The organism is Streptosporangium sp. NPDC003464, assembly GCF_053588315.1.
The window spans coordinates 1-22,633 of sequence record NZ_JBSFPS010000046.1; the positions used below are offsets into that span (position 1 = coordinate 1).

Genomic DNA, 22,633 nt, shown 5'->3' on the forward strand with positions numbered 1-22,633 from the left:
GACCGACCGGGGCAACTTCGAGTACTACGCGGGCCCGGTCATCCTGCCCGCCAAGGGCAAGTGCGTCCGCTTCTCCGGCGGCGGCCCCGGCGGCAGCACCAGCTCCGACTGGGCGAACTGCGGATGAGATCCGGGGGACGGCCGAGTCCTCGGCCGTCCCCCAGGTCCGTCCCGGCTCCCGGCCGGGTCTCTCCGCCCTGCGGGCTCAGCCCTGGCTGTTCAGGTCGCGCAGGGTGCGGGCCAGGTCCTCGCCGATCTCCTCGAACCGTCGGCGGGCGCTGTCCATGTCCAGGGCGACCGGCTCCCCGCCCGTCGCCTCCCTCAGCAACTCCTCGTTCTGGCGCTGGGCGGCGTCCTGGGCGGCCCGGACGGCCTCGGTCGCGGCCTCGGCGATCGACTGGCTGTCCAGGCGCGTGATGCGCGGGTCGAAGGTGATCTGCTGGATCCGGCCGGTGCCGTCCACCAGGGCCCGGGCCAGGCCGTCGGCGCCGAAGCCCTCTCCCGTGACGGCCGCCAGCTCGCCGTAGACGCCGCCGAGCCGGCCCAGCGTCTCCTCGCTCCGCCGTACGACCTCCTCCAGGTCCTCCAGGCTCTCCAGCTTCAGGTCGTCGGCGTTGAAGTTCATCACTTGTACTTCTCCGGGAGTTCTTTCTTGGGCGACAGCCATTCGAAGCCCGCGTGCGGCGGGAGCTGGGGCTGCTGGCCGGGCTTCTGGACGGGAGGCTCCTGGAAGGGCGCCAGTCCCTTGATATTGATCTTGGCCTGGGTGAAGTCGATCTTCGCGCTCTCGGTGGGCTCCAGGTTGAACGCCTGCAGCCACGCCTTGCCGGAGAAGTAGATCGACATGCTGCTGGCCCCCGCGGCGACGACCTTCCCGAGCGCGGCGGTCGAGGCGGCGATGACCTTGCTGGCCATGACGCCGAGCATCCGCAGGTTGAGCGCGGCGTTGCCCGCGTAGGGCGTCGCGAGCATGGCGGCGGCGATCGAGGCGAGGAAGAGCAGGGTCCCGGCGACCTTGGCGATCGCCAGCCAGTAGGCGCGGTAGGAGTCACCCAGCTCGTCCACGATCCCGGCGATCGTCTTGATGTAGGCGCGCAGGCTCTCCAGCGCCTCCTGGTAACGCTGGACGGCGTCGTCGAAGGCGTCGCGGTCCTCGGCGATCCAGCCGTCCTTGTGCTTGTTCAGCAGGGCGGCGGCGTAGCTCTTGTTGGCGGTGTCCAGGCGCGCGTGGATGGAGTCCCAGTTGTTGTAGATGTCGGCCATCCCCGGCACGTTGGCGACCGCGGTCGTCGCAATCGCCACGCCCGCCCAGAGCGTGGGCGCCAGCCGGGCCCCCTTCTCCAGGTTGCTGAGCACCTTCGTGGAGTTGACGAGCACGCCTCTGGCGCTCTTGCCCGCGGTCAGCGGGCTCGGCTTCTTACCCGGCGGTACCGGCATGTCGGCTCTTCCGGGTCACGTGTAGACGACGGTGCTGCTGTCCTCGGCGCGCCGCCAGTTGATCCTGGCGTTGTCCAGCGTCTCCTGCCAGGACTCCAGCACATCCACGGCCTGCATGAACTTCTCCCTGACGTCCTTCTGCACGTCGCGGTAGCGGATCCCGACCGCCAGTTCCCCGACGAGGCCCCAGCCGAGGCCGTCCAGGTTGGTACTGTCCACCATCCGGCGCAGCTCCGTGACCTTCGGAAGGACGTCCTCGCCTATCTCCGTGCGGATCCCTTGGATCGCCTTCGACGTGACGTACCTGTCCTGAGTCATGCGGCCTCCCCGATCAACAACCGTTCCGGAATATCTCCTATCACCCCGTCCCGGCCGTCCCGCGCCCTCATCTGGCCTGTTCAGCATGGTTTCGATGATCGGAAACTTCACGGACAGCCGCCGTTCACCTGTCACACCGGTGCGGCCGTCCGGTGATCACGCTTCTATGCTGTGGGCTACCGCGCACCCGGCGAGGCGGAGGTGGGATGCAGACCCGTCGCGATCTTTACCAGGCGTACAAGCTGATGACCCAGCGCCTGGGAATGGCCCTGCTCCAGGGCGAACCGGACCTTCCCGAGTCGCCGATGCGCAGGCACAACGTGGCGATGTTCGGCAGTGTGCTGGTCGCGGTGCTGGTGACGGCCGTCTTCGGCATATTGGGGCTGCTGTGGCCCGGCAACGCGACCAAGCTCACCCAGCCGGGGACCCTGATCGTGGAGGAGGAGTCGGGCGCGACCTTCGTCTACAGCGCCCCGCAGGGGAAGATGATCCCCGTCGACAACGTGACCTCCGCCCGGCTGCTGCTGGGTGAGGGGGAGGTGAAGGTCCGCACGGTCACCGCGGCCTCGCTCGCGGGGTTCCCGCGCGGCGCGCTGGTGGGCATCCCGGGCGCCCCCAAGTCCCTGCCCGCCCACGACCGTCTGGTCCGCACCCCCTGGTCGGCCTGCGTGGTGGAGGGGGTGGACGCCAACGGCGAACGCCGCCCGTACACCTCACTGGTCGGCGGCCTCGACATCGGCGGCAGGCCGATCGGGGCGGACACGGGCATGGTCGTCGAGGAGGGCGGCCAGGTCTGGCTGCTCTGGTCGGACCAGCGGATGCGGGTGCCGGCCAAGAGCATGCCGGCGCTGACCCAGGAACAGCCCCGCCAGGTCCCCTCCGCCTGGCTCAACGCGCTGCCCATCGGACCCGACTTCCAGAGCCCGTCCATCCCGGGTCTCGGCACCGCGGCGCGCGGGCCCGACGGCCTGAGGTCCGCGGTCGGCAGGGTGTACACCGTGCCGTCGATGACCGGCGGGGCCCCGAAGTGGTACGTCCTGCTCGCCGACGGCCTGGCGGACCTCACTCCCACCCAGGCCGCCCTGCTGCTGGGGGACCCCGCCATCAAGAAGGCGTACGGCCGTATGAAGCCGCTGCCTGCGGACCTGGCCCCCGCGGAAGCGAACGGGATGAAGCACTCAGCCACCAAGCTGGGCGGCGAGGAGCTCCCCCCGACCATGCCGAAGCTCACCACGGCGCCGCCGACGAGCCCGCTCTGCGCTGTCTACGCCAACACCGAGCGTGGTTCGGCCCGGGCGGTGCTGACGGTGGGCAGCACGGCGCGGATCCCGCCGCCCCCGAGGGGCTGGTTCAACCAGGAGGTGGTCGACCAGGTGGTGCTCCCGCCGGGCCGCGGCGCCCTGGTGGGCCTGCTGCCGGGCAACGGCAGGATGGACGCGATCGGGCCGCTCTTCCTGATCAGCGACCAGGGGCGCCGGCACTCCGTCCCGTCCGCGGACGTGCTGTCGATCCTCGGCTACACCCCGCAGGAGGTCGCCCCGCTGCCGGCGCATCTGGTGCGGCTGATCCCCGAGGGCCCGGTGCTCGACCCGGCGGCCGCGAGGACACCCATCCAGGTCAGCCAGCCGGCGCCGGTCCGCTCCCCGGGGGCGTAGGGACAGCCCCACCGGGCGGGCACGGACCCGTGGACCGGTGATGGGCGGGCCCGCGTTCCGGTGCCCGCCCCTGGCTCCCCGGTGCCCGGCTCCGTCCCGGACAGGGCGGGGCGGGCACCGGATCTCAGGCCGGGCGGCCGCTCAGCCGCGGTCCGACCGTCGCGTGGGCCCGCCCATGCGCTCGTCCATCGACCGGGCGAAGCTCTCGTACGCCTGCGACAACTGATCTTCCGTCTTGGTGAAGTCGATCGGCCCCTGCGGGAGTGGCATGTCCTCCCCCAGCGCACCGCTCAGCAGTTCGCGGGTCTGACGCTCGCCGTCCTCCTGAGCCTGGCGGAAGGCCTTCGTCAGCTCGTCGGCCAGCTCATGGCTGTCCAGGCGCATCACGCGCGCGTTGAGCTCGATCTTCTCCACGTGGCCGGACCCGTCGATGATCACACTGATCAGGCCGTTGGCGCCCGTCCCCGTGCCGCGGATCTCCCCGAGCTCCTGCTGGACGTCGGCGAGACGCTCCATCGCCTTCTCGGCTTCCTTCCCGATTCTTTCCAGACTTTCCAGATCAAAATTATCGGGATCAAACATCCGCGCCCCCAACCGAACCGTGTGTGATCAAAAGTAACTCAAACCACTCCTGACATGGAAGAAATTAACCGATAGTGTCCCGACAGCGTTAACAGCACACCATTAATAAGCAACACCGGGCAAAACGTTCAGTGATACGGACCGGAGGATCGTCACCCCATGGCCCAGGACAAGTACGTCACTTCCTCCGCCATCGCGAACATCCAGCGGAACCTCGGCGAGCGGGTCATCCCGGGACTCCATGAGCTCAAGAAGGACATCGACTCCACCGATGTGGGCTTTCCAGGGTTCGGGCTGCTCGGCATGTTGATGGGCAGTAAATACGCCCAGACGCAGGACGACATCAAGCAGATGGTCGATGACGCCGTCACCACCGTCGACGCCTGGATCTCCGCGCTGGAGACCATCAAGAAGAACTGGCGCGACGCCGAGGACGCCAACACCGTCGTCTACCGGTGACGACCGGGAAGAAGGAGGGGACAGATGTCCTTCCCCCTGGCCACAGTGGCCATCGAGAGACTCAAGGCCGCCGCCAAGCTGGACCCCCGCCTCTGGTTCGCGGTGGCCATCGTCACCCCGGCGCTGGCGAACGTCCCGGGCATGGGTGACGCCAAGGCCAACTGGAACGGCCTGGCCAAGGATCTCGAGGTGAAGTACCCCAGCATGGTCGGCAACGCGGTCTTCCTGTCCCGCGGGAACTGGATCGCCGACGACGCCGAGTCCTTCCTGCACGCGACCGCGGTGTTCGGCGGCGAGCTGCAGCGGCTCAGCGGCATCTGTTACAACATGGAGGGCCAGCTCGACAAAGTACGCGGCGCCTACTACGACTACTGGCTGGGAGTCGTCAAGATCGCCGGCGTGGCCCTCCTCTTCGCCATGACCACCACCGCGCTGGCGGCCACGCCGTGGGGACTCCAGGCGAGGCTGATGATGACCAAGCTCGCCATCACCGAGAAGATCCTTCTCGCCAAGATGTCGGGGCTCCTGGTGACCCATCTCCAGCTGTCGGGCGACACCCTGGTCAATCTTCTCAAGTCGATGAGCGACCTGTTCAACATCAAGCCCACCGACGGCCTCAAGATCGACTTCAGGCAGGCCGTGATCTCGACGCTTCCGCCCTCCCAGTGGGTGGCCCCCAAGCGCGACGTCCCCGCGCCGTACCAGGCACCCCCGGCCACGCCTCCGACCACGCCCCCGGCCACACCCCCGAGCACGCCTCCGACCACACCCCCGAGCACGCCCCCGACCACGCCCGCCGGCGGCCGCTGACCCCCGCCCGCCGGCCCGCGGCCGGCTCGGGGCGGCCACTCGGCGGGCCGCCCCGAGCGGGTGTCACCAGCCGAAGTCCGGAAGCAGCGACGGCATCTTCACCTCGGGCGTCTTGGGCAGGGGGGCGGTCAGCCCTCCGGTGCTCGGATCGTAGTTGAGGGCCTGGGTGAACTCGGGGGTCTTCCCCTGGACGGCGGCCACACCGGGCAGTGACTGGCTCTGCTGGTTGTAGAGGACGGCTATGGCGCTGACGATCCCGGTGATCCTCCAGACGCCCTTCGTGTGCGCGTCCACGATCCGCTGCATGGTGGCCCCGAGCCTGAGCGTGATGCCCAGCGCCTGGCCCTCGGCGGTCGCCGCGAAGGCGGCGGTGGCGCGGGCCAGCGAAACATACGTCGCGAGCCCCGCCAGAACCGTCGCTATGCCCTGGCAGACGACCGCACCCCAGAAGTAGACCTCCGCCGCCACGTCGAGGCTGCCTCCCACGCCCTTGCGTCGGCTCTCGAACAGCGCGAGGTTGGTGTCGAACTCGTTGAAGGTCTTCACGAACGTGTCGTAGGAGGTACCCACCCACTGCTTGTTGTTGCCGATCTCCCTCACGAGCCGCCCCATCTCCTGCCGGAGGAGGGCGATGTCACCGCCCGCGGCCTGGACCGGGTCGATCATCGGGGGGCGCACCTCCGCGGGCTTGGGATCGGGCTTGGCGCCGGGCTTGAGGAAGAGGGAGGCAGGGCTGGCGAGCGGCTGGATGTGGACGGGCGACTTGTCGTTCCACTGCGCCGCGGCCCGCTCCATCTCGGGCGAGTCGCCGCCCATCAGCCCCATCAGGAACGTGATGGGCCGCGCGTACGGGATGACGACCGCGGCCATCCCGGCCAGGGCGGTGGCGCCTATGTACATGGCCGGAGCTGAGTCGTACTTCCCCATGGATGTCTCTCCCCTACTCGATCACCGCGGGTGCGACGTCGCCGTCGCCACCCCAGACGCTCTCGTCCTCCGAGAGCCAGGTGGAACGGTCACGGTCCTTGTCCCCCTCGCCCATTCCGCCGGCCATCGGGGCCATCGGCATCATCGGCATGCCGCCGGCACCCAGACCGGCGCCCAGACCGCGCCCCAGACCCGCGCCGGCGCCCGGGCCGGCGTTCACCCCCCCGGCGAAGGATCCGACGCCGGCGCGGTTGCCCGTGCCCAGGCCCCCGGTGGACGAGCCGTCCGTCCCCGGCGCCCTCAGGTCCGAGATGTTCGGTGTCCTCGGCGTGTTGGCCAGGGCGTCCGCGATCGACTGCTTGGGGTCGTATCCGGCGAGCTGGGTCTTGAGCGGGTCGTCCAGCCCGTTCCTGCCCTGCGTGCCGTCGTCGAAGTTCGGGGTCTTGGGCAGGTCACCGGCACCTGGAGGCTTGGGCAGGTCGTCCTCGCTCGGAGGCTTCGGCAGGTCGTCGTCATACGGAGGCTTCTTCAGATCGTCCAGGCCATCGTCATACGGAGGCTTCTTCAGATCATCCAGGCCATCGTCATACGGAGGCTTCTTCAGATCATCCAGACCATCGTCATACGGAGGCTTCTTCAGATCATCCAGAGGCTTCAGCAGGTCATCCTCACTCGGAGACTTCGGAAGATCGCCGAACTTGGGGTCGCCCAGGTCCTTCGGATCGAATTTCGCAGGCTTGATGCCCCCGGTGGGGAGCTCGGGACCGCCCTTCTCCTCCGGCGGCGCCGCGGAACTGGCCTTGTGGGCCTCCTTGGCGTTCGCCACCACGCCGTCGAGGGCCTTCTTCCAGGACTCCAGCACATCCTTGGCCTTCGTCAGGGCGTCGGCGGCGCTGTCACGCACCTCGCGGTGCGCCACGTTCAGACCTCCGCCGATGACGCCGAAGGTGAGCACGTGCATGTCGATGGCCCTGGTCCTGCCGCTGAGCTCCGTCATGACCGGAGCGCGTTTACCCATGCTGTCGCCAAGACCGATGACCCTGTCGTGCTCCATCTTGAACCCGGGGTCCATCATGCGCGGGTCCACGACACCGGGTTTCGTGTTCGCGTTCGGCAGGCCGTAGGCGCCGTAGGGGTTGGCTCCGGAGGAGCCGGAGGGGGTGGCTCCCGAGGAGCCGGAGGAGTCGGTCACAGTGCCCTCCACCACGGGGACGGGCCCCGCGAAAGCTGATCGCGTCGATCACGCAGACTACGTCAGCCTTTCGGAGGCCGTACAGGGCGACCAGCTACCAAATATGGACTTAAGGCTCTATGTGGGACATAACTCATATAAGTCCATGTAAGTCACCATCACCTTACGGATTACACATATATCGGATATATATGCAATTGTAATCAAATGTTAACTTGATCGGCCGGTGTTGCTGTGACACTTGATCGCTACTGTGGTTTTTCGTCGTCATCGCCTGACCATCCGGGGGCGGGCGAGTGCGAGCAGATCACGTGGAGGTGACCGTGGCGCAGCAGACACAGGTAAGCGAAGCCGACCTGGTGGCGGCCATCAACTGGATCGAGGAGTCCGCAGGGCGGATCCGCGACATCCAGAAGAAGCTTGACACGGCGGGCGCCGAGCTCAAGGTCAACTGGGTGGGCCAGTCGCACGCGGCGTTCGACAAGGTCCACCGGCTGTGGCACCAGCGCATCGACGTCATCCTGGGCAGTCTCCAGACTCTCGCGGAGAACATCGGGTCGAACAACAAGAACTACGCGGCGTTCAACCAGGAGCGGGAGCAGGCGATCAACCAGATCGAGGCGCTCATCAACGCCGCGGCCCCCGCTCAGTACGGCAAGTGAACACCTCCCCGACTGCTCTTCGATGACGAACGGAGACCATGATGGTTGATTTCGACGTTACAAAGGTCAACTTCGGCGGCCTGGAGACCGGTGAGGGCGCCTTCCAGTCGGCCTTCAACAGCCTCGTCGGCGAGTTGGAGGACCTGGAGACCAAGCTCCTCCAGAAGACCGCGATCTGGCAGGGCTCCGCGCAGGAGGCCTTCAACACCACGCGGACGCTCTGGCAGACCGAGGCCAAGGGCCTGTCGGACATCGTGTCGCTGATGGCCAAGAACATCACCATCACCCGGATGAACATGCAGGACGTCGAGCGGATCAACGCCGCCATGTTCGACGGCAAGTGATCGAAGGCACATCCGTGCAGCCCTCTCGGCCGCCGAAGGCTGGGAGGGCATGGGGCGTGACCATGAACGGGGAGTTTAGACATGGGTCGCGATGGTGGGATCGAGGTCACCCACAAGGCCGTCAAGGACGCCAAGACCGACCTCGAGGAAGTGCTCAAGATACTCAGTCCCGATCCGAAGGACCGTAAGGCGACCCCCGTCTTCTCCCAGAGCGGGCCCATCCAGCAACTGCTCCAGGACCCCACGGCGATCGGCGGTTTCTGGCCCGCCGCCCAGGGCTTCCAGACGAGCGTGCGCAACGCCGGGAGCGCGGTCGGCAACTCCTACGTGGAGATCACGACGCAGCTCACGAACGCGATCGGACTGCTCAAGGTGGCGCTCACGCGCCTTGAGACCGCCGAAAAGGCCGGGACCGAGCACGCCGGACAGGCCCAGGTCTGACAGGCGCGGGACTGCTCATGCACGACGGGACAGGCATCATGCCGGTCCGAGGGGACGGGTGAGGCACCGTGGCCGCCAAAGAACTGCCGATCAAGCAGAAGATCGACACCTCCGAATTCGACGGCGTCACGCTGGACACGCTGAAGTCCGCGCTCGGCAACGCCAAACCTGAGCTGATCGAGAGCGCGGCGGGAGAGTTCAGGACGGCGATGGCCAACCTGAAGACCCTCATCGAGTCCCTCGATCGGCACCTCAAGGCCTTCGACGAGCACTGGACCGCCGGCGAGGACGCCAAGGTGGTCAAGGCCCAGCTCCGGCGGATCCGCGAGTCGGCGCAGAACGTGGTCGACACGGTCGTGGCGCCCAATCCCCCCGGGAAGATGGGGCCCTTCGCCCCCCGGGGCATCGCCCCGGCCATGGAGATGTACAGCACCACCCTGAGGGCGTTCAGGGGCGATCACATACCGGATAAAGCGGATAAGGACGTCTCCTTCCTCGAAGGCGCCTTCCAGGGCGGGATGGCCGGCGCCGGCGCCGGCGCCGGAGTGGGGTTCTTCGTCGGCGGGGTCGGCGCCGTGCCCGGGGCGGTCATCGGCGCCGTCGGCGGCACGGTCATCGGCGGCGTCACGTCGCTGTTCACCGACGGGCCCTTCCAGAACATGTTCGGCGACTCGAAGGCCGAGCAGGACCTGAAGGCCGCCAAGGAACACCTGAAGAAGCTGACCGCGGCCACGGACCAGGTCAACGAGGCCTTCCCGGTCTCGGTCAAGACCGACATCCCGGAATTCACCCCGCCCGACCTCACCATCCCGCCCATCACGCCCACCGGGGACAAGTACGGACCCAACGGCACCGGCTCCTACCCCCCGGGCGGCGGACAGCCGTATGTCCCGGCCTTCACCATGAACGGCCTCCCGCCGGGCTCCGGGCCGGGCGGGCTGGACGGCGGCCCCGGCGTCCCGGGAGGCGACCTGCCCGGCGGTGGGCTGCCCGGCGGCGGCCTGCCGGGCTGGAACGGCCCGGACGGGAACGGGCCCGGCCAGAACGGGCCCGGCTGGGACGACCCCACCGGGAACGGGCCCGGCTGGAACGACCCCGGCCAGAACGGCCCCGGCGCGGACGGCGGATACCCCGGCGGCCCGGGGACCGGCGGCACGGGCGGGAACGGCACCCGTCCGGGTGGGGACCCCGGGCAGGACACCAAGCTGGCCGGCTACAACGCGCAGCTCAACGACCTCGCCGGCCAGCAGGGCCAGCTGGGCGACGCGGGCCGGCAGAACCTGCTGGGCGGCACCGGCCAGCAGGGCTCCTCGGGCAACGGTTCGGCGAACACCGTCACGGGCGTCGGATCCTTCCCGCCGGGGGGCGCCGGCGGCCACGGAGCCGGCGGGGCGGGAGCCGACGCCAGGGGCATGAGCGGCGCGCGCGCCCTCGGCGCGGGCACCGGATCGACGATGCCCGTCGTCCCGCACGGCGCATCCAAGGCGGACGAGGACAGCGAGGAGCGCTCGCGGACCACCTGGATGCTGGAGGACGAGGACCTCTTCATGAGTGACAAGCCCGTGACGTCGCCCTTCATCAACGGGGCTGCGAAAGGTAAGACATGAGCAAGAATGACGATTTCGGCGACCCGCCTCCCGAGCTGGAGCTCGCGAAGAGCTGGCCCGGGCTCGTGGAGGCGAGCGGCGCCGACATCAAGGCCGACCACGAGCGGATCAGGCAGATCGCCAAGGCGCTGCGGAGCGAGCTCGACGCGCTGCACGGCCAGAGCCCGGCGTCGATGAGCGCCACCTGGAGCGGCCCCGGCACCCTCGGCGAGGTCTCCGGGCTGGGCAACGTGGGCCCCTCCGACACCGGAAAATGGCAGACGGCCGAATACTTCGGCCAGAACATCGCCCAGAGCTACAAGGTGCTGAGCGGCAAGTACTACAAGCTGGTCGAGCACTACGAGGCCCTGGTCGCCGCGGTCGAGAAGGCCGTCGGCAACTACGAGAAGGCCCATGGCGGCGACAGCACGGGAGGCCAGGGCGGCGGTACCGCCGCCGCGAGCGCGCGCGGCTGGGAACCGCTCAGGGTCTACTCGGCTCTTTACGGCATCGACGAGGGGCAGCTGACCAGGGCTCAGATCGAGGCCAAGCTCCAGGCCACCGATCCGGATCGGCTGGAGCGGGCCGGGCAGACCTTCCGCACCGCCGCGGAAATGCTCGGCGGCAAGTCGGGCGGCAACGGCGGCGGCGAGCTGGGGATCCAGGCCGCGATCAGCAAGAACGCCAAGGAGCTTTCGGAGGCGTGGAACGGCAAGGGCTCGGCCAATGTGCAGGCCGTGCTCCATAGGCTCCACGGCACGGCGGGAGCGCTCGGCGAGGCGATGCTGGGTACCGGTGTGGCGCTGTCCTGGTACGCCGGCCGGCTCAAGCACTACCGCGACACCGTCCCGCCCCTGCTCCTGACTCCCAATCTGAACAGCACCCCCGGTCTGAAGACCGACCCGCCGTACGCCCTCCCCACGCCGAACACCAGCAGCACCCCCTCCGGCACCACCCCCTCCCCGTACACGCCGCCGTCCCTCCTCCTGCAGCCGGACCCGAACGAGCCGGCCCGGGCCCACCTGCGCAAGTTCAACGAGGAGATCAACACGATCAACCAGTCGATCTCCGAGGGGCTGGCCTTCGATCTCCCCGCCATCGATCCGGTCGAGTTCGCCCCGAAGACCCAGCAGAAGCCGATCACCGTGGGCGACGTGAGCCCGACCGACAAGGATTCGGGCGGGGTGTGGAACGGCGGCTCCGGTAGCTCGGGCGGCCAGTCCGGCGGGTCGGGCGGCTCCGGTGGCTCGGGTGGGTCCGGTGGCTCGGGCGGATCCGGTGGGTCCGGTGGCTCGGGCGGGTCCGGTGGGTCCGGTGGCTCGGGCGGGTCCAGTGGGTCCGGTGGCTCGGGCGGGTCCGGTGGGTCCGGTGGCTCGGGCGGGTCCAGTGGGTCCGGTGGCTCGGGCGGGTCCGGTGGTCAGGACGGCGGCTCCGGCGGCCAGGACGGCTCCGACGGATCCGGTGGCCAGGATGGCGGCTCCGGTGGTCAGGACGGCTCGGGCGGCCAGGACGGCTCGGGCGGTCAGGACGGCTCCGACGACGGCCGGCAGGACGGGACAGGCCCGGAGGCACCCGCCGTCATCGGCGGGACCGACCAGCAGTCCCAGCAGACCGAGCTGGCCAACGCCCACCAGAACCCCTGGACCGGAGGGCCGAACCTCAACGGCCAGACGGGGCCGAACACGCTGACCAACACCGGGACGGGTCCCAACACACTGACCAACACCGGGGTGATCCCGCCCATCCGGGAAGGCGGCCCGACCGGTCTCCGTCCCGTCCTCGGTCCCGGCACGATGTTCGGCGGCCAGGGCGGCGCGGCGGCCGCGGCGGCGGAGATGGGCGTCCTGCGGGCGGGCATGCCCGCGACGGGCTCGCCGTTCATGCCGTTCATGCCGGGGGCCGGCGCCCACGACGAGGGAGTGCAGGAGCGCGACCGGACGGTCTACGACCCGGAGGGCGACGTGTGGACCTCCCAGAACCAGACCATCCCTCCCCTGATCTGCTGACAGGGACGAGATGCACCAGGAAGGACAGTTCTTCGGCGATCTGCTGGCCGACAGCGGGCGGCTGCTCTCGGAGCTGGAGAACCTTCAGGATCTGGCGGAACAGCCGCTCCGGGGCAGCGGCCAGGCGGCGGACGGGCAGGTGAGCGCCGTGGTCGGCCCGGACGGACGGCTGTGCGAGCTGAACCTCAACCCGCGGGTCATGCGGATGGCCTCGGAGGATCTCGCGGGGGAGATCCTCACGGCGGTGAACGCCGCTCTCGACGACCTCCGTGCGGGCCTGCCCGGCCTGGACGCGGTGACGGCCGTAGACCCCGCGGCGCTCGCCGAGAGCCTGGACGGCGTCCACGACGACGTGGTGCGCCGTCTGGAGGAGTTCGCCTCGGGGATCGAGCTCACCGTGCGGCGCCTGGAGGAGCGTTGAGCACCGGCGACGGCGTGACCGTCTCGCACGCCGACCGCCGGAGCGGGGGCACGGGGCTCTCGGCGGCCGGCGCGAGCCAGGCGGAGGGGGTCCGGGCCCTGCGCGCCTACCTTGAGGGGGAGGGCGACCCCTGGGGGGACGACGAACTGGGGAGCATGGTCGGCGCGGCCTACCGAGAGGTGACCCGGCAGGCGCTGGAGGTCTACGACTCACTGGTCGAGCACCGTGTGACGACGGGTGAGAACGTCGAGACGTCATCGGTGAACTACCGGTCGGTCGAGCAGCGCAGCGAGGAGGAGACCGCCCGGCTCCTGCGGGCCGTCCAGCAGGCCTGAGGCCCACCCGCCGCCGACCCGCGGGCCGGTCCAGCGGGTCTGGGGCCCGCCTACCGCCGCAGGTCGGCGGGGGGCAGTATCACACCGGCCGGGCTGGTGGGGTTGATCACGACGCCGACGCCGGCGGGCAGCAGGCCGGCCAGGTCGCCGCCGCGGATCCGCTGCCAGCCCGTGGCGCCCTCCGGGAGCTCGCCGGGCAGGTGGGCCTGGGCCGTGTAGGCGAACGCCGCCCGCCCCTCACCCGTGTCGAACACGGGGATGCCCCCGTCCGGCCCGGCGGCCACGATCACCTGGGCCTCCAGGAGCAGCGGGACGATCTCCTCCCCCGTGGCGTAGCCGGCCGAGCTGAGCTGGACGGCGCCGTCGACGGGGTCGGTCGGCTCGGGGTAGCCCAGCGCCACCGGCGAGGGCCGGTAGTTCGGATTGCGCCGGAACTCTCCGGTGATCTCGCCGCGTTCGTCGGCCCGCCACGCGCCGACGACGCCGTACGGCGGCACCTCGCCCCCGGGGTCGAAGAACGGGTCGATCGCGTAGAGCCATGTCCCGGGGCTGCGCCGCGCCCGTTCGCGCAGCTCGTCGGTGAGCGGCGGGGGCGGTGGGGCGTCGTTCACTCAGATCCTCCTGGTCATGCCCGAGGGTAGCCCGGGTAAGGGTCGTAGTGCGGATTGGGGATGAAGTTCTCCGGCGTTTTGGGCACCCCCTCCGGCCAGGCACCGGAGATGTACCGCCGGTGCACGCCTCCGGGGAAGGCGATCTCCTGCTCGTGGTACAGGCGGGCGCCGTTGCTGCCGTAAGTGGAGAAGGTGTCACGGACGTCGATCCCGCCGGGGGCGTCCACCTCGTAGACGTAGCGCCTCGGGAGGACGTTGTCGATGTCCTGGCGCGTGCTGGTGCCCACGAAGGCGGAGGGCCGGTTTCTGTTGACGTAGTCGTCCAGATTGGTCATGGAGGTGTCCCGCGGGTGGAAGCCCTGCTCGAACACCTCCTCCGGCGGCCTGTTGTCGGCCCGGTAGACCGGTGGGCGGTCCCTGCGCCAGATCGGGTACGGGACGATCGACTTCACGTCGACGTTCTTGTCGACGGCCGACTCCAGATAGTTGTCGGGGCCGCGCAGGGGCGTGGGCGGGCGCTTCGGGGGCTGGGGGCCGGGGGCGGCCTGCTGCCGGGCGGAGGACTTGCGCAGCAGCTTGGAGGCCTGTCCGAACAGCCGGAGCGCGCTCCGTTTCAGCAGGTCGACGATCCGGCGGACGGCCTGCCGTACGGCCAGGCGGGCGCCGCCCACCACGGCGGGGATCACCGTGAGAGAGGCTCCCGCGGTGGGTCCGGCGGCCGTGACGAGCCGGGACATGTTCACCGCGAACCGGACGATGATGACGATCAGCGCCACTTTCAGGGCGAGCACCGCCATGGCCGTGATCTGCAGGGCGGAGCCGATGAGCATGGCGGCGCTGACCGCGTCGCCGTTGCGGCCCGAGTTCTTCTCCCAGTCCCGCTCGAACGCCCTGACGTCGCCGCCCTCGTTACGGGAGACGGTCCGGACGGCGTGCGCGTCGGCGGCCGCCGAGGCGCGCGCCAACGTCGTCCCGCACGAGATCCACTGCTGCCCGGACTCGTGCATCTTGTCCTCGTCGCACACCGGCCAGGGCACTCCGACGATGTTGGCGAAGGCGGCCAGCTCGGCCGGCGGTTGCAGCGCCAAGTGACGTACGGCCTCAGAGGTCCAGGCGGCGGGCGATGCGGTCGAGCTCGCCCATCGCGTCCTCGAAGGTCCGGTTGTAGGCCGCCTCCGCCTCCCTGACCTGGCTGAGCGCCGCGTCGGGGTCGTTGACGTATCTCATGGGATTGGCCTCCTCCCCGAAGGCCTCCTCCATGACCTGGCCGACCCGCTCCTGGAGGTCACGGGCCGCGTCACGGATGACTTCCTTGATCTTCTCGGCGAGCTCGCCCGAGCTCAGGCGCATCGCCTTGGGATTGAGCTCCAGCTCGCGCAGCCCGTCGCCCGAGTACTCCACGGTGACCAGCCCGTCCTCGTCACGCGCCCGCCCGACCACCGTGGTCAGGGACTTCCGGACCTCCTCGAACCGGGCGAAGTGCGCCTCGGTGTCCCGCAGGACCTTGTGGATGTCGACGTTCGCGAAATCTCCGAGCTCCGCCACCGGCTGCTCCATTTCCACCGCGGTCAGGTCGGCCACGTACGTACCGGAAGGCACATCCAGCCACTTCCGCAACAACCTAACCGATTCCCGTACTTCCGGGACACCGACCTGGTGATCTCTCCGGCCCGCGCTCAGCCCGCCAGACCGCGCACCCAGGAGTAGACGTCCAGCACGCCGAGGGCGAGCGGGAACAGCGAGACGATCAGCAGGACCTCCAGGATGTCCCCGGCGCGCCCCCAGAAGGGGGAGGGCTTCCCGGACGGCAGCCACAGCCCGATGACCGCCGAGATCACCGCGACGCCCAGCAGCCCCATCACCGCGGCGACCGCCGCCACGCCGCCCGCGCCGGCGACGTGCGAGATCACGAGGGTGACGATCCCGACGAGGCCAGAGACGATCAGCCAGAGCCGCTGGCCGAGCCCCTGGAAGACCCGGGCCCGCATGATGAGCGTCAGCGACAGCGTCGACGCGGTGGCCACGGCGACCCAGCCGTCGGCCATCGCGAGATACAGCAGGGCGACCAGCGCCACCATGCCGACCCCGGCGACCAGCCCGGTCGCGTAGCGCTGCGCGTGGACGGTGCGCTCCCGGATGGAGGCCCCGTCGATCTGCTGGTTGTCGTTGCGCAGCTCGTCGGCGCTGGTCGGCATCGTGGGCATCGGCAGGCGGGCCAGCCGGAAGGACAGCATCGGGATCAGCGGGCTGAAGGCCAGCAGGATCGCGAGGGTGACCGCGGCGACTCCCGCGGCGGAGGCACCGGAGATCATCACGACGGCGGCGCTCAGCGATCCGGCCATCGAGGCGATCGCGGTGCCGAGGAAGCCCGGCACGCCGTCGGCGATCGCGATCACGCCGATGGTGGCCACGAGGCCGACGGTGGCGAAGGCGGCGAGCATGTTCGGCGCGCCGAAGCCGAACGCGCCCCCGGCGCCCGCCGGCGCCATGAGCCCGGCGAAGAAGCCGTACGGCAGGGCCGCGTAGCCGATCAGCGCGCCCGCGGGCGAGTCGCCCACGGCCCGGGACAGCGCGGTGCCCGCGACGATCAGCAGGAACGCGAACACCCCGGCGAGCACCGCGGAGACCGTCCACGGCGGCCCCGTCAGCGCCAGGGCCGCCGAACCGGCGACCAGGACCGCGGTCGCGACCCCCACCCCCACCAGGCGGGTGTGCCGGTCGGTCCACTTCCCGTTCCCCTCCGTGACGCCGGTGGCGACCACGTCGGCCACGTCGTCGAACATGGCGGGGGGCAGCACGGCCTCGCGCGGCCTGAGATAGAGCACCTCGCCGTCGAGCACGCCCAGGGCGCCGAGGCTCTGGCCGATGTCGAGCGGGGGGCCGCCGAGCCGCTGGAGCACCCATCCGGGGGCCGCCGCCGAGTCGCCGCCCACCTCGTCGACCGCGCGCAGCAGGCTCGGCAGCACGTGGGGCAGCGGGATGTCGGCGGGCAGCGCCAGATCGACCTTCCTGCGGGGGGCCACGATCGTGACGTGGCACAGGGTCGGCAGCGGCGGGGCGAACTGCGCCAGCGCGCTCTGCAGCATCGGCCCCTGAGCGGGCGGTTGAGCCAGCGACCTCACAGTCGTACTCCCTCTCACCACAGGCATCACGGACATCGTGGACATCCACGGATACGGTATCGGGGAGAACGGGGATCATGCGCGACAGCCGCACATAAACGTTTTCTGGTAGGAAAGGACCGCAAACGATCAGGGGGGCGATTCCAGGGTGAGCATCGTCATCGTACGGCGCCCGGAGCGCCGGCCACCGCCCAAGCCGCCGCGGGGCGAGATCCTGCTCGAGTCTCCGCCGGAGATCCCCGAGGTCCAGTCCCAGGGGTTCACCGCGGTGCTCACCTATCTGCCGATGGTCGCCGGCGGCGCCGCGATGGGCCTGATGTTCACCGCCGGCGGCAACTCCAACCCGATCATGTACGTGGCGAGCGGCCTGTTCGCCATATCCATGATGGGCATGACGCTGGGCCAGATCGGCCGCCAGTCCGGTGAGCGCAAGCAGCGGCTCAACGGCCTGCGCCGCGACTACTTCCGCTATCTCTCCCAGGTCCGCAAGAAGGTGCGGCGGGCGGCCACGCAGCAGCGCGAGGCCCTCGAATGGAGCGGCCCCGCCCCCGACTCGCTGTGGTGGGTGGCGATGAGCCAGCGCCTGTGGGAGCGGCGGCCCCGCGACGACGACTTCGGCACGGTACGGCTCGGCACGGGTGTGCAGAAGCTCGCCGTCCAGCTGATCCCGCCCGACTCCAAGCCGGTCGAGGATCTGGACGCCCTGTCGGCCGGCGCGCTGCGCAGATTCGTCCGGGCGCACTCGACGGTCGCCGAACTGCCGGTGGCCGTGGCCCTGCACTCCTTCGCCCGGATCAACCTGACCGGCGACCCGGTCGCCGTGCGCGAGCTCGTGCGGGCGATGATCGCCCAGATGACCGTGTTCCACTCCCCCGACGACATGCGGATCATGGTGTGCGCGAGCAAGGAGTGGATGACCCAGTGGGACTGGGTCAAGTGGCTGCCCCACGCGCTGCACCCGGAGGAGACCGACGCCGCCGGCCAGGTGCGGCTGATGGCGGAGAACCTCGGCGAGCTCGACCGGCTGCTCGGCCCGGAGCTGAAGGAGCGCGCGCGGTTCAGGCCCGGCGCCTCCTCCGACGCCCTGCCGTACCACGTGCTGATCATCGACGGCGGCCACGTGCCGCACGACTCCCAGCTCGGCACCGACGCCATCCAGGGCGTCACCGTGATCGACCTGTCCGGGTCGGCGGGACCGATCGAGGAGAAGAACACCCTCCGGCTGGACATCCAGGAGGACGGCTTCTTCATGGTGAAGATCGACCACGCCGGCAAGGAGACCTCGACCCGCCTCGGCGACCCCGACCGGCTGGACTTCCTGCGGGTCGAGGGGCTGGCCCGCCAGCTCGCCCCGCTGCGCGTGTCGACCGCCAAGGGCGGGGAGACGCAGGACGTGCTCTCGATGAACACCTCCCTGACCGACCTGCTCGGCGTCGGCGACCCGACCCGCCTCGACGCGGCGCTGGCGTGGCGGCCCAGGGCCGGGCGCAACCGGCTGCGGGTGCCGATCGGCCTCGGCGTGGACGGGCGCCTGGTCGAACTCGACATCAAGGAGTCGGCGCAGGGCGGCATGGGGCCGCACGGCCTGGTCATCGGCGCCACCGGGTCGGGCAAGAGCGAGCTGCTGCGGACCCTGGTGCTCGGTCTGGCGATCACCCACTCGTCGGAGATCCTGAACTTCGTCCTGGTCGACTTCAAGGGTGGCGCCACCTTCCTGGGCCTCGACACCCTCTCCCACGTCTCGGCGGTCATCACCAACCTCGAAGACGAGCTGCCCCTCGTCGACCGCATGTACGACGCCCTGCACGGTGAGATGGTCCGCCGCCAGGAGCTGCTGCGCGCCGCCGGCAACTACGCCTCCCTGCGCGACTACGAGCGCGCCCGCGAGCAGGGCGTCGACCTCAAGCCGATGCCCACGCTGTTCGTCGTGATCGACGAGTTCAGCGAACTGCTGTCGGCCAAACCCGAGTTCATCGAGCTGTTCGTGATGATCGGCCGGCTCGGCCGATCCCTCGGCGTCCACCTCCTGCTGGCCTCCCAGCGGCTGGAGGAGGGACGGCTGCGCGGTCTGGACACCCACCTGTCCTACCGGGTCGGCCTGCGCACCTTCTCGGCGATGGAGAGCCGGGTCGTGCTCGGCGTCGCCGACGCCTACGAGCTGCCGTCCGCCCCCGGCAACGGCTATCTCAAGTTCGACACCACCGGGATGACCCGGTTCAAGGCCGCCTACGTGTCCGGGTCCTATCAGGTGGACCCCCGTAACGCGGCGGTGCCGGACGGGCAGGGTCCGCTGCGGCAGGTGGTGGAGTACGGCCCGGACTTCGCCCCGGTCCCCGTCGTGGAGGAGCCCAAGAAGGAGCTGACGTCGGCGGACGCGCCTCCCGAGAGGGGCTCGGTCAGCCTGCTCGACATCGTGGTGGAGAGGCTGAACGGCCAGGGACCGCCCGCACACCGGATCTGGCTGCCCCCGCTGGGCGAGCCCCCGACCCTCGCCCACCTGCTCCCGCCGCTGTCGGCCACGCCGGAGTTCGGGCTCAGCACGACCGGGTGGGGCGGCCGGGGCCAGCTCCACGCCGTCGTAGGTCTCATCGACAAGCCGTTCGAGCAGCGCAGCGACCCGTTCTGGCTGGACATGTCGGGGGCGGCCGGCCACGTCGGCGTCGCCGGGGGCACGCAGAGCGGCAAGAGCACGGTGCTGCGCACGCTGATCACCAGCATGGCGCTCATGCACACCCCGCGCGAGGTGCAGTTCTACTGCCTGGACTTCGGCGGCGGCTCGCTCGTCTCGCTGGAGGGACTGCCCCACGTGGGCGGGGTCGCCAGCCGTCTCGACGGCGACCGCGTCCGCCGCACGGTCGCCGAGATCTCCGCCCTCCTCGAACAGCGGGAACGCGACTTCACCGAGCAGGGGATCGACTCGATCCTCACCTACCGGCGCCAGGTCGCCGACGGGACGATCGAGGGGGACAAGTTCGGTGACGTCTTCCTGGTGGTCGACGGCTGGCTGACCGTCCGGCAGGACTTCGAGTCGCTCGAACCCGTCATCACCGACCTGGCCGGCCGTGGCCTCGGTTACGGCATCCACGTCGTCGCCTCCACCAACAAGTGGTCGGAGTTCCGGCCGGGCATCCGGGACCTGTTCGGCACCCGGGTGGAGCTCAAGCTCGGTGACGCCTACGAGTCCGAGGTCAACCGCAAGTCGGCGCTGGCCGTGCCCGAGGGGGTCCCGGGCCGCGGGCTCACCAGGGAGGGGCTGCACTTCCTGTCCGCGCTCCCCAGGATCGACGGCGTCCAGAAGGCCGAGGACCTGTCCGTCGGCGTGCGTGCGCTCGTCCACGCGGTCAGGGACGCCTGGCAGGGTCCCCCCGCCCCCGGCGTGCGGCTGCTGCCGCCGGTGCTGCCGGCCGAGACGCTGCCCGACCCGGAGCAGACGGGGCCGGGCCGGATCCCGATCGGCATCGACGAGGCCACCCTGGCGCCCGTCATGATCGACTTCGACACCGACCCGCACTTCATCGTGGTGGGCGACACCGAGAGCGGGAAGTCCAACCTGCTCCGCCTGATCACCGAGGGCCTGGTCGCCCGGCGCACGCCGTACGAGGCCAGGATGATCGTGATCGACTACCGGCGGGCGCTGCTGGACTCCGCCGTCACCGAGCACCGCATCGGCTACGCCGCCTCCAGCGCGGCGGCGACGGGGCTGATCAACGACGTGCGCGCCGCGCTGCTCAACCGGCTGCCCCCGGCCGACCTCACCCCCGAGCAGCTCCGGACGAGAAGCTGGTGGCAGGGGGCGGACCTGTACATCGTCGTCGACGACTACGACCTGGTCGCGACCTCGGCGAACCCACTGCTGCCGCTGGCGGACCTGCTGCCGCAGGCCCGTGACATCGGGCTGCACCTGATCATGTCGCGGGCGATGGGCGGCGTCGGCCGGGCGATGTACGACCCGCTCATCCAGCGGATGAAGGACATGGCCAGCCCCGCGGTGATCCTGTCCGGCAACAAGGACGAGGGCTTCCTGTTCGGCAACGTGCGGCCGCATCCGCTCCCGCCGGGCCGGGGCTACTACGTCGACAGGAAGTTCGGCGCCCGGCTCACGCAGACCGCGTACCTGCCGCCGGATGAGCCCCTGCCGCCGGATGAGCCGCAGGAACCGGAAGAGCCGCAGGAACCGCAGCCGGATGAGCCGCGGGAGCCGGAAGGGGAGGCGCAGTAAGGGCGGCGGGCAGCCCGCGCCCGCGGGGGCGTGCGGGCGCGGGCTGCGAGGGCCGGTCTCAGGTCCCGCCGCGGCGGCCGTGACCTGAGGCCGGGGAGCCGGTCGTCCACGGCTGCCCGGCCCCTGGTGAGACCGTCCCGGATGGGCGGCCGGTCAGGGAGTGCGCTCGCCGCCCGCGGGAGCGCCGGCGCCGATGGGCGTGGTAGCGCTGGGGCGGTCGGACTGGCAGCGCTGCTTCTCGGACGCGGTCATCGGGCCGGTGCGCTGGTAGACGCGGTCGGACAGCTCGACGGAGGAGTAGTCGAGGACGGTGTACAGGCGCCACTCGGTGTGCGGGTCGGCGGGCGCCGGGGTGGAGGTGAACCAGCCCTCGGTGCGCCGGCGGCCGGCCTGGGTCTCGATCCAGGACGCCTCCGAGGGCTGGACGATCTCGGTGACGTTGTGGGTGATGGCGGTGCTCCAGCTGGGGCTGGTCCCGGTACCGGCGGTGAACTGCTGGGACATGTTGCTGACCGGGGTCCCGGCCGCGCCCCCGGGCAGCCCGGCGTTGGCCGGCAGGTCACCGTAGGAGCGTCCGGCGAAGGTGACGGGGCGGTTGCGGGTGAGGGCGTTGCGGGTGCAGTTGATGTAGGTGTCGCTGTTGACCTTCGCGGGCTCGTAGTAGGCGTAGGAGTAGGCCTCCTCCGGGGTGAAGGCGCATCTGTTCGGCGCGCCGGCGCAGTGGTTCACCGCCTCGGCCACCGTCCTGCGGTCATTGCCGTAGAAGGCCTGGGAGGCCGGCAGGGCGGTCTTCGGGATGGACTTGTCCACCGGGGGCGGGACCTGGACCGCCCGCACGGCGGCGATCATGGGGCCGCAGTATCCGTTGGCGTTGTCGGCGGCGGGCACCTGGGAGGTGAAGGTGAGCAGCGGCTCGTGCTCGCCGGCGGTGAAGGTGTAGGTCTGCCCGGTGCGCCAGACGCCCTTGCCGAGGGTGTTGGCCTTCTTGTCCGGGTCGGGGGCGGTGGTCCGGTTGTCGACCTGGCCGCCGGAGCCCTCGACGGTGTAGGGCTGGCCCGAGGCGACGGACGCCGGGGTGCAGGCGGTGGCGACCCCCGGGCTGTCGTCGAAGGTGACGGTGACCTGGGCGCCGGCGCGCACGCCGCGCAGCCGCTGTTTGAAGGAGTAGGTCGCGGCCGTCGGGAAGCGGAGCATGACGGCCGCCTTGCCGCTCGGGTGCCCGGCGGCCGCGCCGGAGTAGCGCCCGACACCGTACGCGGTGCCGGATCCGTAGGTCGAGCCCACGGACCAGCCCTGGACCGCCGCCCAGTCCGGGCCGGTGCCGGCGAAGGCGGGCAGTGCGAAGTCCCCGTTGATGACCGCGACCTGCTTGCTGTCGAGCCGGGCGGCGTGCGAGGACTGCGCGACCGCGGGCAGACCCAGGCACAGGGCGCCGGTGACGACGGTGGCCCGGACCGCGCCGGCCCAGACGGGAGTGTGCGGTGTTCTCATGATGATCTCCACGGA

The 22,633-nt window shown here is 70.3% G+C and carries 22 protein-coding genes; 11 read left to right on the forward strand and 11 right to left on the reverse strand.

Going from position 1 to position 22,633, the window contains the following annotated elements:
- Nucleotides 1–205 precede the first annotated feature (205 nt).
- Genes ACWDS7_RS13120 through ACWDS7_RS13130 form a run of 3 tightly spaced genes read right to left on the reverse strand, consistent with a single transcriptional unit; the run spans nt 206 to nt 1,755 of the window.
- Nucleotides 206–625, reverse strand: a complete 420-nt coding sequence (locus ACWDS7_RS13120) for a YbaB/EbfC family nucleoid-associated protein (RefSeq protein ID WP_451929449.1) — start codon at nt 623–625, stop codon at nt 206–208.
- On the reverse strand, nt 625–1,437 hold the full coding sequence (locus ACWDS7_RS13125; RefSeq protein WP_306864855.1) for a hypothetical protein: 813 nt from the start codon (nt 1,435–1,437) through the stop codon (nt 625–627). The genes ACWDS7_RS13120 and ACWDS7_RS13125 overlap by 1 nt, the downstream gene beginning before the upstream one ends.
- Nucleotides 1,438–1,452: 15 nt before the next feature.
- A complete protein-coding gene (locus ACWDS7_RS13130) occupies nt 1,453–1,755 on the reverse strand; it encodes a hypothetical protein (RefSeq protein ID WP_451929450.1) in 303 nt (100 codons plus the stop codon).
- A 206-nt stretch (nt 1,756–1,961) separates the two neighbouring features.
- Here ACWDS7_RS13130 and eccB point away from each other — a divergent pair, with 206 nt between their 5' ends.
- Complete coding sequence (gene eccB, locus ACWDS7_RS13135) at nt 1,962–3,410, forward strand: type VII secretion protein EccB (RefSeq protein WP_451929451.1); 1,449 nt, start codon at nt 1,962–1,964, stop codon at nt 3,408–3,410.
- A 141-nt stretch (nt 3,411–3,551) separates the two neighbouring features.
- Here the strand turns inward: eccB and ACWDS7_RS13140 are convergent, their stop codons facing one another.
- Nucleotides 3,552–3,992 (reverse strand): YbaB/EbfC family nucleoid-associated protein, encoded by a 441-nt coding sequence (locus ACWDS7_RS13140; protein ID WP_451929485.1) that lies wholly within the window; start codon nt 3,990–3,992, stop codon nt 3,552–3,554.
- 159 nt (nt 3,993–4,151) lie between these two features.
- Between ACWDS7_RS13140 and ACWDS7_RS13145 the strand changes: the two genes are divergently transcribed.
- Together ACWDS7_RS13145 and ACWDS7_RS13150 are read left to right on the forward strand one after the other, a co-directional pair.
- A complete protein-coding gene (locus tag ACWDS7_RS13145; protein WP_451929452.1) occupies nt 4,152–4,451 on the forward strand; it encodes a hypothetical protein in 300 nt (99 codons plus the stop codon).
- Between the two features lie 24 nt (nt 4,452–4,475).
- Nucleotides 4,476–5,261, forward strand: coding sequence for a hypothetical protein (locus ACWDS7_RS13150; RefSeq protein ID WP_451929453.1), 786 nt, complete (start codon nt 4,476–4,478; stop codon nt 5,259–5,261).
- 63 nt (nt 5,262–5,324) lie between these two features.
- Here the strand turns inward: ACWDS7_RS13150 and ACWDS7_RS13155 are convergent, their stop codons facing one another.
- Entirely contained in the window at nt 5,325–6,188 is an 864-nt protein-coding gene (locus tag ACWDS7_RS13155) for a hypothetical protein (protein ID WP_451929454.1), read from the reverse strand.
- A gap of 13 nt (nt 6,189–6,201) precedes the next feature.
- Nucleotides 6,202–7,380 (reverse strand): hypothetical protein, encoded by a 1,179-nt coding sequence (locus tag ACWDS7_RS13160; RefSeq protein WP_451929455.1) that lies wholly within the window; start codon nt 7,378–7,380, stop codon nt 6,202–6,204.
- Between the two features lie 323 nt (nt 7,381–7,703).
- On the opposite strand from ACWDS7_RS13160, the gene ACWDS7_RS13165 reads away from it, so the two are divergent.
- The 7 genes from ACWDS7_RS13165 to ACWDS7_RS13195 all read left to right on the forward strand — a co-directional run bounded on the left by ACWDS7_RS13165 (nt 7,704) and on the right by ACWDS7_RS13195 (nt 13,175).
- Nucleotides 7,704–8,042: a WXG100 family type VII secretion target gene (locus ACWDS7_RS13165; protein ID WP_451929456.1), complete on the forward strand. Its 339-nt coding sequence runs from the start codon at nt 7,704–7,706 to the stop codon at nt 8,040–8,042.
- A 38-nt stretch (nt 8,043–8,080) separates the two neighbouring features.
- Nucleotides 8,081–8,386, forward strand: coding sequence for a WXG100 family type VII secretion target (locus ACWDS7_RS13170; RefSeq protein ID WP_306864836.1), 306 nt, complete (start codon nt 8,081–8,083; stop codon nt 8,384–8,386).
- A gap of 81 nt (nt 8,387–8,467) precedes the next feature.
- Nucleotides 8,468–8,827 carry a hypothetical protein gene (locus ACWDS7_RS13175; protein ID WP_451929457.1) on the forward strand — a complete coding sequence of 120 codons (360 nt, stop codon included), beginning with the start codon at nt 8,468–8,470 and terminating at the stop codon, nt 8,825–8,827.
- A 68-nt stretch (nt 8,828–8,895) separates the two neighbouring features.
- Nucleotides 8,896–10,434, forward strand: coding sequence for a WXG100 family type VII secretion target (locus ACWDS7_RS13180; RefSeq protein WP_451929458.1), 1,539 nt, complete (start codon nt 8,896–8,898; stop codon nt 10,432–10,434).
- Nucleotides 10,431–12,419: a hypothetical protein gene (locus tag ACWDS7_RS13185; protein ID WP_451929459.1), complete on the forward strand. Its 1,989-nt coding sequence runs from the start codon at nt 10,431–10,433 to the stop codon at nt 12,417–12,419. Before ACWDS7_RS13180 ends, ACWDS7_RS13185 begins: the two co-directional genes overlap by 4 nt.
- A gap of 10 nt (nt 12,420–12,429) precedes the next feature.
- Nucleotides 12,430–12,840, forward strand: coding sequence for a YbaB/EbfC family nucleoid-associated protein (locus tag ACWDS7_RS13190; protein ID WP_451929460.1), 411 nt, complete (start codon nt 12,430–12,432; stop codon nt 12,838–12,840).
- Nucleotides 12,837–13,175, forward strand: coding sequence for a hypothetical protein (locus ACWDS7_RS13195; RefSeq protein ID WP_451929461.1), 339 nt, complete (start codon nt 12,837–12,839; stop codon nt 13,173–13,175). Before ACWDS7_RS13190 ends, ACWDS7_RS13195 begins: the two co-directional genes overlap by 4 nt.
- Before the next feature lie 50 nt (nt 13,176–13,225).
- Here ACWDS7_RS13195 and ACWDS7_RS13200 read toward each other — a convergent pair whose 3' ends face one another.
- The 4 genes from ACWDS7_RS13200 to eccD form a co-directional block, all read right to left on the reverse strand.
- Nucleotides 13,226–13,786, reverse strand: coding sequence for a type VII secretion system-associated protein (locus tag ACWDS7_RS13200; RefSeq protein ID WP_451929462.1), 561 nt, complete (start codon nt 13,784–13,786; stop codon nt 13,226–13,228).
- Between the two features lie 14 nt (nt 13,787–13,800).
- On the reverse strand, nt 13,801–14,874 hold the full coding sequence (locus ACWDS7_RS13205) for a scabin-related ADP-ribosyltransferase (protein WP_451929463.1): 1,074 nt from the start codon (nt 14,872–14,874) through the stop codon (nt 13,801–13,803).
- 13 nt (nt 14,875–14,887) lie between these two features.
- A complete protein-coding gene (locus ACWDS7_RS13210) occupies nt 14,888–15,385 on the reverse strand; it encodes a YbaB/EbfC family nucleoid-associated protein (RefSeq protein WP_451929464.1) in 498 nt (165 codons plus the stop codon).
- A gap of 77 nt (nt 15,386–15,462) precedes the next feature.
- Nucleotides 15,463–16,908, reverse strand: a complete 1,446-nt coding sequence (gene eccD, locus ACWDS7_RS13215) for a type VII secretion integral membrane protein EccD (RefSeq protein WP_451929465.1) — start codon at nt 16,906–16,908, stop codon at nt 15,463–15,465.
- 148 nt (nt 16,909–17,056) lie between these two features.
- On the opposite strand from eccD, the gene eccCa reads away from it, so the two are divergent.
- Complete coding sequence (eccCa, locus tag ACWDS7_RS13220; RefSeq protein WP_451929466.1) at nt 17,057–21,127, forward strand: type VII secretion protein EccCa; 4,071 nt, start codon at nt 17,057–17,059, stop codon at nt 21,125–21,127.
- Nucleotides 21,128–21,280: 153 nt separating this feature from the next.
- Here the strand turns inward: eccCa and ACWDS7_RS13225 are convergent, their stop codons facing one another.
- Nucleotides 21,281–22,618, reverse strand: coding sequence for a hypothetical protein (locus ACWDS7_RS13225; RefSeq protein WP_451929467.1), 1,338 nt, complete (start codon nt 22,616–22,618; stop codon nt 21,281–21,283).
- Nucleotides 22,619–22,633: the final 15 nt, after the last annotated feature.